The organism is Streptomyces sp. LX-29 (assembly GCF_029541745.1).
Classification (GTDB): Bacteria; Actinomycetota; Actinomycetes; order Streptomycetales; family Streptomycetaceae; genus Streptomyces.
Genome location: NZ_CP089746.1, coordinates 7,683,059 through 7,696,914, shown reverse-complemented (window position 1 = coordinate 7,696,914; position 13,856 = coordinate 7,683,059). Strand labels below are relative to the sequence as shown.

Genomic DNA, 13,856 nt, shown 5'->3' with positions numbered 1-13,856 from the left:
CGCGAACGCCCTGCGCGTCCGGGTGATGCGCTCTCTTCTCATCCCTCGTCAGAGTGAACGATCTCCGTGAATTGACAGGGCCGAGACCGACCGGTCCGCGCTTGCGGCCGAATTGGCCGCCGGGGCCGGCGAAAGGAGTCCATCCGGGTGGAAGGCCGGGCCGGGCGCGGTCACCGGCAGGGGAAGGTGGGAGGTATAGCGGCTGAGTGCCGTCGGCACCCCCACGAGGTGCGGTACGACGCGACTCGCAGCAGGAGACGAAAGAGCTCGTGCGGAAAAGCGGACTTCCCTCCGGAGACAACGAGAGAGCAGGCTGATCATGGGGCACGGCGGAAACGTCATCGCGGAGTTGACTGCTGACCACCGCGAAGTGGAGTCGCTCTTCGAGCGGATCGGGGCACTGCCGGCGGGAGACGGCGAGCGGCGGCGCCTGGCCGATCAGCTGACCATCGAGTTGGTGCGCCACTCCGTGGCGGAGGAGGAGTACCTCTACCCCGCGGTGCGCCGCTTCGTGGACGACGGCGACGACCTGGCCGACAAGGAGATCGACGACCACAGCGCCGTGGAACGCATGCTCAAGGAGCTGGAGGGCTGCGACGCGGACGAGCACCGTTTCGACGCGCTGATCAGCCGGCTGAAGGAGGCCGTGACCTCGCACATCGCCGACGAGGAGGGTCGCCTCTTCCCGCTGCTGTCCGAATCCTGCTCCGCCGGCGACCTCGACAAACTGGGCGACAAGATCCGGCGGGCCAAGAAGATGGCTCCGACCCGGCCGCACCCCGCGGCCCCCGACACCCCGCCCGCGAACAAGCTCCTCGCTCCCGGGGCCGGCATGGTCGACCGCGTACGCGACATGCTCAGCGGACGCGGTCGGCAGGGCTGACCCCGGGAAACCCATGGCGGACGTCGAGGGTGAGGACGGGGCGGAGCCGGAGGAGGCGTACTCCGCCGAGCCGTTCGTGCCGCGCAGGGGCGGGCTGGCCGCGCTGCGGAAGGCGGCCGCGGAGTGCCGGGGCTGCCCGCTGCACCGGGAGGCCACCCAGACGGTCTTCGGGGAGGGCGACGCCGGTGCGCGGATCGTCCTCGTCGGCGAGCAGCCGGGCGATCAGGAGGACCGGCGCGGGCGGCCGTTCGTCGGCCCGGCCGGCGGGGTGCTGACGCGCGCCCTGGAAGAGGCGGGGATCGACCAGGACCAGGCGTACGTGACCAACGCCGTCAAGCACTTCAAGTTCACGCTCGTCCCCGAGCGCGGCAAACGCCGTATCCACAAGACCCCGAACCTGCACGAGCTGACGGCGTGCAGGCCGTGGCTCGGCGCCGAGTTGCGGCTGGTCGACCCCGAGGTGATCGTCGCGCTCGGCGCCACGGCCGGGAAGGCGCTGCTCGGCCCCTCGTTCCGGGTGACGCGACAGCGCGGGATGCTGCTGCCGTGCCCGGCCGTGGACGGCTACGCGCCGTCGGGCGAGTGTCTGGTGGCGACCATCCACCCCTCGGCCGTGCTGCGCGCGGACGACCGTGAGGCGGTGTACCAGGGCCTGGTGGCCGACCTGAGGGTGGCGGCCGGGCTGCTGTGACGACGCACCGGCCCGCCCGGTGTGGAGCCTCAGGCCCGACGCGCGCCGCGTCCCCTCTGTCGGCCGCCTGGTCCTCGCGGTCAGTCGCCGCGGCGGATCAGGTCGGCCGCCTTCTCTCCGATCATGCCCCTCGGGGCCGGGCAGCAGCTCGTCCACGCGGAGGCACTCTCACGAGGCGATGTGGGCGGGGACATCGGCCGAAGGTTCATCCGCGGGAAGCTCGGCAACTGTCTGCCAACAGGGAATTCCAGGCGACCTTGCGGTCGCACCAGCGGTCCAGCAGCGCGGGGTCGTGGCCGACGGCGAGCAGCCCGGCGCCGGTCTCGCGGCGATACTCCTCGACCACGGCGACGAGCGCGGCGGTGGTCGACGCGTCCAGCATCGCGGTCATCTCGTCGCAGACCAGCCAGCGTGGGCGGAGCACCAGGGCCCGCGCCAGACAGGCGCGTTGCAGCTGTCCGTCGCTCACCTCGTGCGGCCGTCGGGCGAGCAGCTCGGCGGAGAGCCCCACCGCGTCGGCGAGTTCGGCCACCCGCGCGGCGGCCTCCGCGCGCCGGCCGGTGGCGCGGAGCGGCTCGGCGATCAGGGCGTGCAGCGACAGTCGCGGGTCGGCGGAGAGCCGCGGCTGCTGGAAGACCACCCCGTAGGCGGTGCGCTGGGCGCGCGGGGCGCGGTGGCGCCAGCCGCGCACCGGCTCCCCGTCGAGGACGACGGTGCCCGTGTCCGGGCGGTGCAGCAGGGCGGCGACCCGCGCCAGCGTCGACTTGCCGCAGCCGCTGGGGCCGAGCAGCCCGACCGCCTCGCCGGGGGCGACGCTCAGCGACACGCCCCGGACGACGGGGGCGCGCCGGTCGTATCCGGCGGTGATCTCGCGGAGCTCAAGCACGGGCGGCCTCCATGGCGTGGTGGCAGGCGACGCCGTCGCGCGGCGCCGGGAGCGTGCCGCAGACCTCGGTGGCCCGGTCGCAGCGGGCGGCGAAGGCGCAGCCGGCGGGGAGCGCGCCGAGCTCCGGCGGCATGCCGGGGATCGGCGTGAAGTCCCGTTCGGGGAGCGCGGCGAGCAGCCCGCGCGCGTACGGGTGGCGGGGGCCGGGCGTGCCGAAGAAGGCCGCCGCGTCGGCGATCTCGACGATGCGGCCCGCGTACATGACCGCCACCCGGTCCGCGATCCGCTCCGCCGCCGCCAGGTCATGGGTGATGATCAGCAGCGCGCGTCCGTCGTCGGTGTGCCGGCGCAGCTCGTCGACGGTGTGCTCCACCAGGTCGCGGTCGAGCCCCGTGGTCGGCTCGTCGGCGAGCAGCAGCGGCGCGTCGCCGACCAGGGCGAGCGCGGTCGCGGCGCGCTGGGCCAGGCCGCCGGAGAGCTGGTGCGGATAGCGGTCCAGGTGGTCGGCGGGGAACGCCGCCCGCGCGGCGGCCGCCTCGGCGGCGGCCCGCAGCTCCGCCCGCGCGGTGCCGGTCAGCTCCCGTACGGTCTCCTCCAGGTGGGCGCGCACGGTACGCACCGGAGTGAGGTGGGCGGCCGGGCTCTGCGGTACCAGGCCCACCCGGCGGCCGCGCACGGTGCGGGCCAGGGTGCGCTCGTCGGCGGCGAGCAGGTCGATCCCGTCCAGCAGGGCGCTGCCCGCCGTCTGGGCGTTGCCGGGCAGCAGCCCGAGCAGCGCCGAGGCGAGCACGGACTTGCCGCAGCCGCTCTCGCCCACCAGCGCCAGGCACTCCCCCGCCGCCAGGTCGAAGCTCACCCCGCTCACGGCCGCCACATGCCGGCCGCCGCGCATCCGGAAGCGCACGGACAGGTCGCGCACGCTCAGCACGGGGGCGTCCGACGTCGCCTTGAGGGGGACGTCGCCCCCGGGGGCGCCCTTCGCGGCGGCACTGTTCGCGGGGGCTCCCGGCGTGGGGCGCCCCTTCGCGGCGAGGCGCCGGGACATGGTCGTCACAGCATCAGCTCCGATCGCCGGCGCGGGTTGATCCGCTCCCGCCAGGCGCCCGCGAGGCCGGCGATGGCGAGGGTGGGGACGATGATGAACAGGCCCGGGAAGAGCGTCGGCCACCAGTCACCGGCGAGCAGCGAGCCGCGCGCGCTCTGCACCATCGTGCCGAGGCTCGCCTCGTGGGCAGGCAGCCCCAGCCCGAGGAAGGAGAGCGCCGACTCGTGCCAGATGGCGTGCGGCACCATGAGCACGGCGGCGAGACCGGCCTGCGGGGCGACACCGGGGAGCAGATGGCGCAGCGCGACGCGCCAGCGCGAGGCGCCTCCGGAGATCGCCGCGTCGACGTACGGGCGCGAGCGCAGCGAGAGCACCTCGGCACGCACGATCCGGGCGGTGGACAGCCAGTGGGTCAGCGCCACGGAGGCGATCACCGGCCAGATACCCGGCCGGAACATGGCGACCACGAAGATGCCCAGCAGCAGATGGGGCACCGAGGAGAAGAGGTCCACGAGCCGCATCAGCAGCCGGTCGGCCCAGCCCCCGAGGGCCCCGGCGAGCGCGCCGATCGCGGTGCCGACGAGCGTGGCGACCAGTGCCGCGACCACGCCCACCAGCAGCGAGACGCGCAGCCCGTAGACGCTGCGCAACAGCAGGTCGCGGCCGACGTCGTCGGTGCCGAAGGGGTGCGCGGCCGACGGCGGCAGCAGCTTGGACGTCAGATCGACGGCCTGCTCGTCCAGCGGCACCAGCGCCGGCACCAGCAGCACCGCCAGCACCACGACCCCGACCAGCACGGCCGACACCCGCACACGCAGCGTACGGAAGCCGTCCCGCGCCCGGCCCCGGTCACGCCAGACCACCGGCGCCTCGGCGCCGGACGCGAACCCGGCCCCGGTGGACGCGAACCCGGCCTCGGTGCCGGGGGCGGTCACCGTGCCGGGGGCCGAGACGGTGCCGGGGGTGGAGACCGTGTCGGGCGCGCCGGCGGTCTTCGCCGGCTCCTGGGGGAGGCGGTCAGCCATCGAACCCCACCCTCGGGTCGGCCAGTCCGTACAGCAGGTCGGAGAGGAGGTTGCCGGCCAGCACGGCGGCGGTGGCCAGCACCGTGAGGGCGGCCAGCAGCGGGAAGTCGACGCTGGTGGCGGCCTCGACGGTGGCGGAGGCGATGCCCGGCCAGCTGAAGACGGTCTCCACCAGCAGCGCCCCGGTGATCAGCTCGGGCACCCGGGAGCCGACGAGGGTCAGCACCGGCAGCAGTCCGCTGCGCAGGGCGTGCCGGAGCAGCACGGTGTGCTCGCTCAGTCCGCGGGCGCGGGCGCCGCGCACCGGGTCCTCCTCCAGCGCGTCGCCGACACCCTGCCGCACGTACAGCACGAACCACGGGAGCTGGGAGACCGCCAGCACGGCGGCGGGCAGCACCAGATGGCGGGCGACCTGGTCCGCGGTGACGACGTCGCTGCCGGTGTCGGTGAGGCCGCCGGCCGGGAGCACGCCGAGCCTGAGCGCGAAGAACCAGACGGCGAGCAGCCCGATCCAGAACGGCGGCGCCGCTTCGAGCGCGTACGCGGCGCCGGTGACCGCGCGGTCCAGGAGGCCACCGCGACGGCGGGCCGCGAGCACGCCGAGCAGGGTGCCGAGGACGAGGGCGAGCGTGAAGGCGACCGCGCACAGCAGCACGGACCAGCCGACGCGTTCGCCGATGACCTGGGAGACGGGCTGGCGCAGCGCGCTGGAGTCGCCGAGGTCGCCGTGGAGCGCGGCGGTGAGCCAGCGCCACCAGCGGACGGTGAACGGGTCGTCGGCGTGCAGGTTGGCGCGGAGCTGGTCGAGGGTGTCCTGGCCGGCGCTCAGCCCGGCCGACCCCGCGTACGCGTGCGCGGGGTCGAAGGGCGACGCGGCGGCGATGGCGAAGACGCCGAAGGTGACGGCGGCCAGGACCGGGACGGCGAACAGCAGTCGCCGCCCCGCCATGCGCGCCATCGGCCCCCAGGGCAGCCGGGGGCCGGTCTGGCGGGGCGTCACTTCTTCGGGGCCCAGTCCTCGACGTTCCACCACGGGCCGGCGCCCAGGCCGTGGTCGTGCGGCTCGACCTGGGTGCTCGGGCCGTCCCAGTCGTCCCGCATCACATAGCGGTGGTCGACGTGGGTGAGGAAGACATAGCCGGGGTCGTCCGCGAGCTCGCGCTGGACGGTGTCGTAGGCGCGCTTGCGCTCGTCCTGGTCGCCGCTGCGCCGGCCTTCCTCCAGGGCCCGGTCGACGTCGGCGTTGGCGTAGCGCGCCATGTTGTTGAAGCCGTCACCGGCGAGGGAGGAGTGGAGCAGATTGTACAGGTCGAAGTCCGGGTCGGCGGGGTTGCCGCCGCCGGCGAGCACCGCGTCGTTCTTCATACGGGGCTCGATGACCTCCCAGGTGCCGCTCTGCACGGTCGCCTTGATGCCGGCCTTCCTGGCGTCGGCGGCGAAGGCGAGGGCGTGTTCCTGACGGAGCTTGTCGCCGGAGGGGTACCAGAGGGTGAAGGCGGCGGGCTGTCCCTCCTTCTCCCGGACGCCGTCCTCGCCGGGCTTCCAGCCGGCCTCGTCCAGGATCCGCTGGGCCTTGGCGAGGTCGTTCGCGCGCTCGGTGCCCTTGGCGAACCACCGGCTGCCCCCGGGCACCGGGCCGTACGCCTCCGTGCCCGCGCCCTCGAGGATGGCGGCGACCATCGCGCGGCGGTCCACGGCGAGGTCGAGGGCGCGGCGCACCGCCGTGTCACCGGTGACCTCGTTGTCGGTGGGGAGGGTGACGGCGCGGAAGTCCGTGGTCTTGGCGGTGATGGTCCGCTTGCTCTTGTCCTTGGCGAAGGTCTTGGCGAGGTTGGGCGGCAGGATCGCGCCGTCCAGGTCGCCGGAGCGCAGCCGGGTGGCGCGCATGTCGTCGTCCTTGATGATCGCCATGGTGAGCTTCTTCACCTTCGGCGTGCCGCCCCAGTAGTGCGGGTTGGCCTTGAAGCTGATCTTCTCGCCCTTGCTCCAGTGGGTGAGCATGTACGGGCCGGTGCCGACGGGCGCGGTGTTGAAGGGCCCGGTGTTGACGTTCTGCCCGCCCGCGACGTGTTCGGGGGCGATGGGCAGCACGGTGCGCTCGGCGAAGGCCGCGTAGGGGTACTTCAGGGTGAAGACCACGGTGTCGTCGCCCTTGGCGCGGACCGACTCGATCGCGTCCAGCTCCCCCTTGGAGGGGTTGTTGGTCTTCTTGTCGAGGATGGTCCGGTACGTGAAGACCACGTCGTCGGCGGTCAGCGGCTCGCCGTCGCTGAAGGTCACGCCCCGGCGGAGGGTGTAGGTGTAGGTCCGGCCGTCGTCGGTGACCTTGGGCAGGGCGGCGGCGAGCGCGGGGACGAGCCTCATCCCGGCGTCGTGGCGCAGCAGCCCCTCGAAGATCTTGGAGTTGCCGTCCTTGCCGTAGCCGAGAAGGGGGTTGAGGGTCTCCGGTTCGTTGGCGATGCCGACGACGAGGGCCTCGGTGCCACCGTCCTTGCCGTCACTCGGCGTCGAGCAGGCCGTGGCGCCCGCCAGTAGAGTCGCCGCCGTCACCGCGGCGGCCACCGTCCGTATCGTCCGGGCCGTCATGCCCCCACACCCCTGCTGAAGATCTTGCTTTATTGCGAACAGTTTGCAATTAAACCTCACGGCGAGGGGTGGGCCGGCACCGGGCCGGAAGCTCCGGGTCGGTGCCGGCCTGGGCCTTTCAGCTGGTGGGGGCCGGGACGTCGACCAGGAGGGCGAGGCGCTCGCGATGCCGGCCGGGGGTGCCCAGCGCGATCTCCGCGCTCTTGGCGCGCTTGAGGTAGAGGTGCGCGGGGTGTTCCCAGGTCATCCCGATGCCGCCGTGCAGTTGGACGCACTCCTCGGCGGCGTGCACGGCGACGCGGGCGCAGTACGCCTGCGCGACCGCGACCGCCACCGGGGTGTCGGGGCTGTCGGTGGCCAGCGCGTCGGCCGCGTTGCGGGCCACGGCCCGCGCGGAGACCAGCTCCAGCCAGAGCGCGGCCATCCGGTGCTTGAGCGCCTGGAAGGAGCCGACGGGCCGGCCGAACTGGTGTCGCTCGCGGGTGTGCCGCACGGTCTCCGCCAGGCACCACTCGGCGAGGCCCAGCTGTTCGGAGGCGAGCAGCCCGGCGCCGGTGAGCAGCGCGCGGTCGACCGCGGCCGCGGCGCGGTCCGCCGGCGCCAGCCGCCGGGCGGCCGCCCGGTCGAGGTCGACGGTGGCGAGCGGGCGGGTGAGGTCCAGGGAGGTGACCGGGGTGGTCCGGACCCCGGCGGCGTCCGGGGCCACGGCGTACAGCCCGCTGTCGGCGGGGACCAGCAGCGTGCTCGCGCCGGTCGCCCCGGCCACGCCGGTGACCCGCCCGGTGAGCCGCCCGTCGACGTCCGCCCGTACGGTCGGCCGCGGCGCGCCGCCGGGGGCGGTGGAGAGCGGCACGGCCAGGGCGGCGGTGGCGCGGCCGGCGGCGATCGGGCCGAGCAGACCCCGCACCTCCTCCTCCGTCTCCGGGTCGCAGCCGAGCAGGGTCCGCACCGCGAGGACGGCGCTGGTGAGGTACGGCAGCGGTGCGACGGAGCGGCCGAGCTCCTCCAGGACCACGGCCGCCTCCCGCGCGGTGGCGCCCTGGCCGCCCAGCTTCTCGGGCACCAGCAGCCCGGCCGCGCCGATGTCGCGGCCGAGCGTGTCCCACAGCGGGGCGTCGTACGGACGGCCCGCCTCGGCCGCGGCGAGCACGGCGGACGGCGGGCAGCGATCGTCGAGCAGTGCCCGCACGGCCGCCCGCAGGTCCTCCTCGGCCTCGGAGTAGAGCAGGTCGGCGGGGTGCGGAGTCCCCGCCCGGGACGCGTCGGGGCGAAGTGCCTCGGCGCGGGGGGCTGCGGCTCGGGGCGCGTCGGAACGGGGGGCTACAGAAGGGGGCGCTTCAGAACGGGACGCTTCGGAACGGGACGCTTCGGGTCGGGGCGCTTCGGATCGGGGCGTGCTCATCGCGGCAGGTCCTTCCATGGGACGTCCTTGTCGGCGCGTGGCTCCGGCGGCAGCCCGAGCACCCGTTCGGCGACGATGTTGAGCAGCACCTCCGAGGTGCCGCCCTCGATCGAGTTGCCCTTGGCGCGCAGATAGCGGTAGCCCGCCTCGCGCCCGGTGAAGTCGACGAGTTCGGGGCGGCGCAGTGTCCAGTCGTCGTAGCCGAGGCCCTCTTCCCCGAGCAACTCGACCTCCAGTCCGCTGATCTCCTGGTTGAGCCGGGCGAAGGCGAGCTTCATGGCCGACCCCTCGGGACCCGGCTCGCCGTGGGCGAGCCGCTGCCCGAGCCGCTCACCCGCCAGCCGCGCGACCTCGGCCTCCACCCACAGCCGCAGCAGGCGCTGATGCAGGTCGTGGGTGCGGAGTTCGGGGCGGTCGCGCCAGGTGTCGGCGACGATGCCGATCATGCCGCCCTCGCGCGGGACGTGGCCGCCGCCGATGGCGACCCGCTCGTTCATCAGGGTGGTCTGGGCCACCCGCCAGCCCTCGCCGACCGGGCCCAGCCGCGCGCTGTCGGGGATCCGCACCCCGGTGAGGAAGACCTCGTTGAACTCGGCCTCGCCGGTGATCTGCCGCAGCGGTCTGACCTCGACCCCGGGGTGGGTCATGTCGCAGACGAAGTACGTGATGCCGCGGTGCTTGGGCAGTTCGGGGTCGGTGCGGGCGATGAGGATCGCCCAGCGGGCGAGGTGCGCGCTGGACGTCCACACCTTCTGGCCGTCCACCACCCAGTCGTCGCCGTCCCGTACCGCACGGGTGGCGAGCGCGGCGAGGTCGGAGCCGGCGCCCGGCTCGCTGAACAGCTGGCACCACACCTCCTCCCCGGTCCACAGCGGGCGCAACAGTCGACGGCGCTGCTCGTCGGTGCCGTAGCCGAGGATGGTCGGGGCGGCCATGCCGAGTCCGATCCCGATCCGACGGGGCTCGTTGTCGGGGGCGCCGGCCGCCGCCAACTCCGCGTCCACCACGGCCTGGAGGGCGCGCGGCGCGCCCAGTCCGCCGAGGCCCTCGGGGTAGTGCACCCAGGCCAGTCCGGCGTCGAAGCGGGCGCGCAGGAAGGCGAGCCGAGGGGTGGTCTCGGGCGGATGGGCGGCCAGCAGCTCGCGCACCCTGCGGCGCGCCTCGTCGGCGTCGGTGCCGCCGCCCGGCCGGGCGTACCCGTCGGTGTCGGCCCCGCCACCCGTCCGGAGGTTCTCGTCGGCCTCGGCCGAGCCACCCGTCCCCGGGTCGCCGTGGGCCATCGCGTCATCGTGGGTCATCGCGCCTCCCCCGTCGGGCCGGGGACGACGACCACGCGGCCGGTGGTGGCGCCGTCGGCGACCCGCTGGACCGCGTCGGCCGCCGCCTCCAACGGGACCCGCTCGCTCACCAGCGGGGCGATGGCGCCCTGTGCGGCGAGCTTGGTCAGCGCGTCGTGGCAGGCCCGCACCGCGGCCGGGTCGTGGGTGTGGTAGAGCCCCCAATGGAGGCCGAGGATCGCGTAGTTCTTGACGAGGACGTGGTTGAGCGGAGGGGTGGGGACGGTGCCGCCGGCGAAGCCGACGACCACGATCCGGCCTTCGAAGGCCACGCACTTGGTGGACTGGGTGAAGGCGGCGCCGCCGACCGGGTCGTAGACGACGTCCGCGCCCCGACCGCCCGTCGCCTCCTTGACGGCGGCCACGACGTCCTCGGCGTGCCGGTCGACGACCAGGTCGCAGCCCAGCTCGCGGGCGACCCGCGCCTTCTCGGCGCCGCCGACGACACCGATGACGGTGGCCCCGGCCGCCTTGCCGAGTTGCACGGCGGCGCTGCCGACACCGCCGGCGGCGGCGTGCACCAGCAGCGTCTCGCCGGCCTGGAGCCGGGCCCGGCGGTGCAGCCCGAACCAGCCGGTCTGGTAACCGATGTGGAGCGCGGCGGCCTCGGCGTCGTCCAGCGTCTCCGGGGCCGGCAGCGCGCTCGCGGCGGACACGGTCGTGCGCTCGGCGAAGCCGCCCGCGGGCAGCACGGGCGTGGCCAGGACGCGCGCCCCGACCTCGCCCCGCGCCCCCTCGCCGACCGCGAGCACCTCGGCGCACAGCTCGACGCCGGGGGTGAACGGCAGCGGTGGCCGCACCTGGTACCGGCCGCGGCACAGCAGCGCGTCGGGGAAGTTCACATTGGCCGCCCGCACCCGCACCAGCAGTTCGCCGGGGCCGGCGACCGGCTCGGGCACGTCTTCCAGCCGCATCACCTCGCGCGGTTCGCCGTTCTCGTGTACTCGCCATGCCCGCATCAGACGGCCTCCCACAAGCGGTCCTCGTGGCGCGCGTTGCCGCACCGCGCGGCATACTAAGCGGTCGGTCGGCCTCCGGGGAACAGGCGCGTCGGAGTGCGCGGAAGCGTCCGGGGCGCCGCCGGTCACCCAGGGTGCACGTGTGACTGCTGTCTCGCCCTGCGCCTCGTGAACTCTTGTGTAACTCTGTAGGCACTCTTGAGCCCGGCGACCATGGCACGTTTAGGTGGAGGACGGCATACCGGCTCGCACCCCGCGGGCCGATCACCGGGACGGGACAGGAGATGGCTGTGCCCGAGGACAAGGCGATGCGCGCCGCGATGCGGACGGGCGGGATCTCGCCCGCCGAGGCCGACATGGAGGCCCATGTGCGCGGCATCTGCTTCAAGACCGGACCACCCCGATTCATCGGCATCGAGCTGGAATGGCTCATGCACGACCTGCGCGACCCGGCGACTCCCGTCGCCCCCGCCCGGCTCCACGCCGCGGTGGCCGCGCTGCGCGAACTGCCGCTGCGCTCCGCGCTCACCTTCGAACCCGGCGGCCAGCTGGAGCTCAGCTCCCGCCCCTGCGCCTCGCTCACCGCCTGTGTGGCGGACACCTCCGCGGATCTGGCCCTGGTGCGCGATCTGCTGGCCCGCGTGGGGCTCGGCATCGCCGGCCACGGCCACAACCCCTGGCACCCGCCGCGCCGGGTGCTCACCGACCACCGCTACGCCTCGATGGAGCGGTACTTCGACCGCTTCGGAACGGCCGGGCGCTCCATGATGTGCTGCACGGCCTCGGTACAGGTCTGCGTGGACGCCGGCCACGCCGAGCCGGGGCCGCTGGGGGTGGGGCGGCGCTGGCGGCTGGCCCATCTGTTGGGCGCGGTGCTGACCGCAGCGTTCGCCAACTCCCCCCTCGCGCAGGGGGTTCCCACCGGCTACCGCTCGACCCGGCAGGCCGTCTGGGCCGCCATGGACCCCGGTCGCACGCTCGCCCCGCCCGACGGCGCCGATCCGCGCGCCGCCTGGTCGGCGTATGTACTGGACGCGCCGGTGATGTTCATCCGCTCCGACCACGGACCGTGGCCGCTGGCCGACGGATTGACGTTCCGTCAGTGGGTGCGGCGCGGACGGCCCCGGCCACCGGACATCGAGGATCTCGACTACCACATCACCACCCTCTTCCCCCCGGTCCGACCGCGCGGACACCTCGAACTGCGCATGATCGACGCACAGTCGGGCCAGGACGGCTGGATCGTCCCGCTCGCCGTCACCGCCGCGCTCTTCGACGACCCCGAGGCGGCCGAGACCGTCTACCGCGTGGTCAAGCCGCTGGCGGAGACCGCCGGCGGCGCGCCGGCACCGCGCAACGCCCTCTGGCGCAACGCCGCCCGGCACGCCCTGACCGACCCCGAGCTGCACGCCGCCGCCGTCAGCTGCTTCGCCACCGCCCTGGAGGCCCTGCCGCGCATCGGCGCCTCGGACCGGATCCTCACCGCCGTCGCCGACTTCACCGACCGCTACGTCGCCCGTGGCCGATGTCCGGCCGACGATCTGACGGCCCCCGTCGCCGGGGCCGCCCCCACTGGGAAGGAGCGCCGGCCATGACCGCGCCCGAGGCCGCCACCCCCCACCAGACGCCCGCGGCCCACGAGGGCTCCGCACCGCTCGATCCGGATGCCATACGGGAGCGGGCCGAGCGCGCGCTGCGCACCGCCCGCGAGCGCACCCGCGCCCTCACCCTCTGCGTCGACGAACGCGATCTCACCGCCCAGCACTCCCCCCTGATGTCTCCTCTGGTCTGGGACCTCGCCCACATCGGCAACCAGGAGGAGCAGTGGCTGCTGCGCGCCGTCGGCGGCCGGGAGGCGCTGCGCCCGGAGATCGACTCGGTCTACGACGCCTTCGAGCATCCCCGCGCCACGCGCCCCTCGCTGCCCCTGCTGCCGCCCGACGAGGCGCACCGCTACGTCGGCGAGGTGCGCGGCCGGGTCCTGGACGTGTTGGAGCGCGCCGCGCTGCACGGCGATCCGCTGGTCGACGCGGGCTTCGCCTTCGGCATGATCGCCCAGCATGAGCAGCAGCACGACGAGACCATGCTCATCACCCACCAGCTGCGGCGCGGCCCGGCCGTCCTGCACGCGCCCCCGCCGCCGGGGCCCGTCGACGCCGCGCTGCCCGCCGAGGTCTTCGTCCCCGGCGGCCCCTTCACCATGGGCACCTCCGCCGAGCCCTGGGCGCTGGACAACGAGCGCCCCGCGCACCGCGTCGAGGTGCCGGGCTTCCACATCGACACGGTGCCGGTCAGCAACGCCGCCTACCAGCGGTTCATCGAGGACGGCGGCTACGAGCGGGAGCGGTGGTGGACCGCCGAGGGCTGGGCCCACATCCGCGAGCACGGGCTGCACGCGCCGCTGTTCTGGCGCCGCGAGGGCGACCAGTGGCTGCGCCGCCGCTTCGGGGTGACCGAGCCGGTGCCGCCGGCCGAACCGGTGCTGCACGTGAGCTGGTTCGAGGCCGACGCCTACGCCCGCTGGGCCGGGCGCCGGCTGCCCACCGAGGCGGAATGGGAGAAGGCCGCCCGGCACGACCCGGACGCCGACCGCTCCCGGCGCTATCCGTGGGGCGACGCCGACCCCACCCCCGACCTCGCCAACCTGGGCCAACGCCATCTCCAGCCCGCCCCCGTGGGCAGCTATCCGCGCGGCGCCTCGCCGCTGGGCGTGCGACAGCTGATCGGCGACGTGTGGGAGTGGACGGCCAGCGACTTCCTGCCCTACCCCGGCTTCGCCGCCTTCCCCTACCGCGAGTACTCCGAGGTCTTCTTCGGCGGCACCTACAAGGTGCTGCGCGGCGGTTCCTTCGCCGTGGACTCGGTCGCCTGCCGCGGCACCTTCCGCAACTGGGACCTGCCCATCCGGCGGCAGATCTTCTCCGGCTTCCGCACCGCGCGGGACGCGGAACGGGAGGCCCGCGATGCCTGACGCCCACACCCCGTCGAGGGGCGCCGCGGCCCGACCGCGACGCCCGGAGGCCCGACGGTCCGCCCTCACCG

General features: G+C 74.6%; 12 protein-coding genes. 4 read left to right on the top strand and 8 right to left on the bottom strand.

What is annotated here, in order from left to right; genetic code table 11:
- Positions 1 to 319: 319 nt before the first annotated feature.
- Positions 320 to 883: a hemerythrin domain-containing protein gene (locus LRS74_RS31745; protein ID WP_277744240.1), complete on the top strand. Its 564-nt coding sequence runs from the start codon at positions 320 to 322 to the stop codon at positions 881 to 883.
- Between the two features lie 13 nt (positions 884 to 896).
- Positions 897 to 1,574 carry a UdgX family uracil-DNA binding protein gene (locus tag LRS74_RS31740; protein WP_277744239.1) on the top strand — a complete coding sequence of 226 codons (678 nt, stop codon included), beginning with the start codon at positions 897 to 899 and terminating at the stop codon, positions 1,572 to 1,574.
- A gap of 205 nt (positions 1,575 to 1,779) precedes the next feature.
- Here LRS74_RS31740 and LRS74_RS31735 read toward each other — a convergent pair whose 3' ends face one another.
- The 8 genes from LRS74_RS31735 to LRS74_RS31700 form a co-directional block, all read right to left on the bottom strand.
- Positions 1,780 to 2,460 (bottom strand): ATP-binding cassette domain-containing protein, encoded by a 681-nt coding sequence (locus tag LRS74_RS31735; protein ID WP_277744238.1) that lies wholly within the window; start codon positions 2,458 to 2,460, stop codon positions 1,780 to 1,782.
- Entirely contained in the window at positions 2,453 to 3,352 is a 900-nt protein-coding gene (locus tag LRS74_RS31730) for an ABC transporter ATP-binding protein (RefSeq protein ID WP_277745023.1), read from the bottom strand. The genes LRS74_RS31735 and LRS74_RS31730 overlap by 8 nt, the downstream gene beginning before the upstream one ends.
- Before the next feature lie 158 nt (positions 3,353 to 3,510).
- Positions 3,511 to 4,530 (bottom strand): ABC transporter permease, encoded by a 1,020-nt coding sequence (locus LRS74_RS31725; protein ID WP_277744237.1) that lies wholly within the window; start codon positions 4,528 to 4,530, stop codon positions 3,511 to 3,513.
- A complete protein-coding gene (locus LRS74_RS31720; protein ID WP_277745022.1) occupies positions 4,523 to 5,488 on the bottom strand; it encodes an ABC transporter permease in 966 nt (321 codons plus the stop codon). Before LRS74_RS31720 ends, LRS74_RS31725 begins: the two co-directional genes overlap by 8 nt.
- 38 nt (positions 5,489 to 5,526) lie before the next feature.
- On the bottom strand, positions 5,527 to 7,116 hold the full coding sequence (locus LRS74_RS31715) for an ABC transporter substrate-binding protein (RefSeq protein ID WP_277744236.1): 1,590 nt from the start codon (positions 7,114 to 7,116) through the stop codon (positions 5,527 to 5,529).
- A gap of 118 nt (positions 7,117 to 7,234) precedes the next feature.
- A complete protein-coding gene (locus LRS74_RS31710; protein WP_277744235.1) occupies positions 7,235 to 8,518 on the bottom strand; it encodes an acyl-CoA dehydrogenase family protein in 1,284 nt (427 codons plus the stop codon).
- On the bottom strand, positions 8,515 to 9,816 hold the full coding sequence (locus tag LRS74_RS31705; protein ID WP_277744234.1) for an acyl-CoA dehydrogenase family protein: 1,302 nt from the start codon (positions 9,814 to 9,816) through the stop codon (positions 8,515 to 8,517). Before LRS74_RS31705 ends, LRS74_RS31710 begins: the two co-directional genes overlap by 4 nt.
- On the bottom strand, positions 9,813 to 10,814 hold the full coding sequence (locus LRS74_RS31700) for an NADPH:quinone oxidoreductase family protein (protein ID WP_277744233.1): 1,002 nt from the start codon (positions 10,812 to 10,814) through the stop codon (positions 9,813 to 9,815). The genes LRS74_RS31705 and LRS74_RS31700 overlap by 4 nt, the downstream gene beginning before the upstream one ends.
- 308 nt (positions 10,815 to 11,122) lie before the next feature.
- Here LRS74_RS31700 and egtA point away from each other — a divergent pair, with 308 nt between their 5' ends.
- On the top strand, positions 11,123 to 12,409 hold the full coding sequence (gene egtA / locus LRS74_RS31695; RefSeq protein ID WP_277745021.1) for an ergothioneine biosynthesis glutamate--cysteine ligase EgtA: 1,287 nt from the start codon (positions 11,123 to 11,125) through the stop codon (positions 12,407 to 12,409).
- Entirely contained in the window at positions 12,406 to 13,785 is a 1,380-nt protein-coding gene (gene egtB, locus LRS74_RS31690; RefSeq protein ID WP_277744232.1) for an ergothioneine biosynthesis protein EgtB, read from the top strand. The genes egtA and egtB overlap by 4 nt, the downstream gene beginning before the upstream one ends.
- Positions 13,786 to 13,856 lie beyond the last annotated feature (71 nt).

Coding starts and splice junctions, on each gene's coding strand:
- LRS74_RS31745 (WP_277744240.1), top strand. CDS start 320: ATGGGGCACGGCGGAAACGTCATCGCGGAGTTGACTGCTGACCACCGC.
- LRS74_RS31740 (WP_277744239.1), top strand. CDS start 897: ATGGCGGACGTCGAGGGTGAGGACGGGGCGGAGCCGGAGGAGGCGTAC.
- LRS74_RS31730 (WP_277745023.1), bottom strand. CDS start 3,352: ATGCGCGGCGGCCGGCATGTGGCGGCCGTGAGCGGGGTGAGCTTCGAC.
- LRS74_RS31725 (WP_277744237.1), bottom strand. CDS start 4,530: ATGGCTGACCGCCTCCCCCAGGAGCCGGCGAAGACCGCCGGCGCGCCC.
- LRS74_RS31720 (WP_277745022.1), bottom strand. CDS start 5,488: ATGGCGCGCATGGCGGGGCGGCGACTGCTGTTCGCCGTCCCGGTCCTG.
- LRS74_RS31715 (WP_277744236.1), bottom strand. CDS start 7,116: ATGACGGCCCGGACGATACGGACGGTGGCCGCCGCGGTGACGGCGGCG.
- LRS74_RS31710 (WP_277744235.1), bottom strand. CDS start 8,518: ATGAGCACGCCCCGATCCGAAGCGCCCCGACCCGAAGCGTCCCGTTCC.
- LRS74_RS31705 (WP_277744234.1), bottom strand. CDS start 9,816: ATGACCCACGATGACGCGATGGCCCACGGCGACCCGGGGACGGGTGGC.
- LRS74_RS31700 (WP_277744233.1), bottom strand. CDS start 10,814: ATGCGGGCATGGCGAGTACACGAGAACGGCGAACCGCGCGAGGTGATG.
- egtA (WP_277745021.1), top strand. CDS start 11,123: ATGCGCGCCGCGATGCGGACGGGCGGGATCTCGCCCGCCGAGGCCGAC.
- egtB (WP_277744232.1), top strand. CDS start 12,406: ATGACCGCGCCCGAGGCCGCCACCCCCCACCAGACGCCCGCGGCCCAC.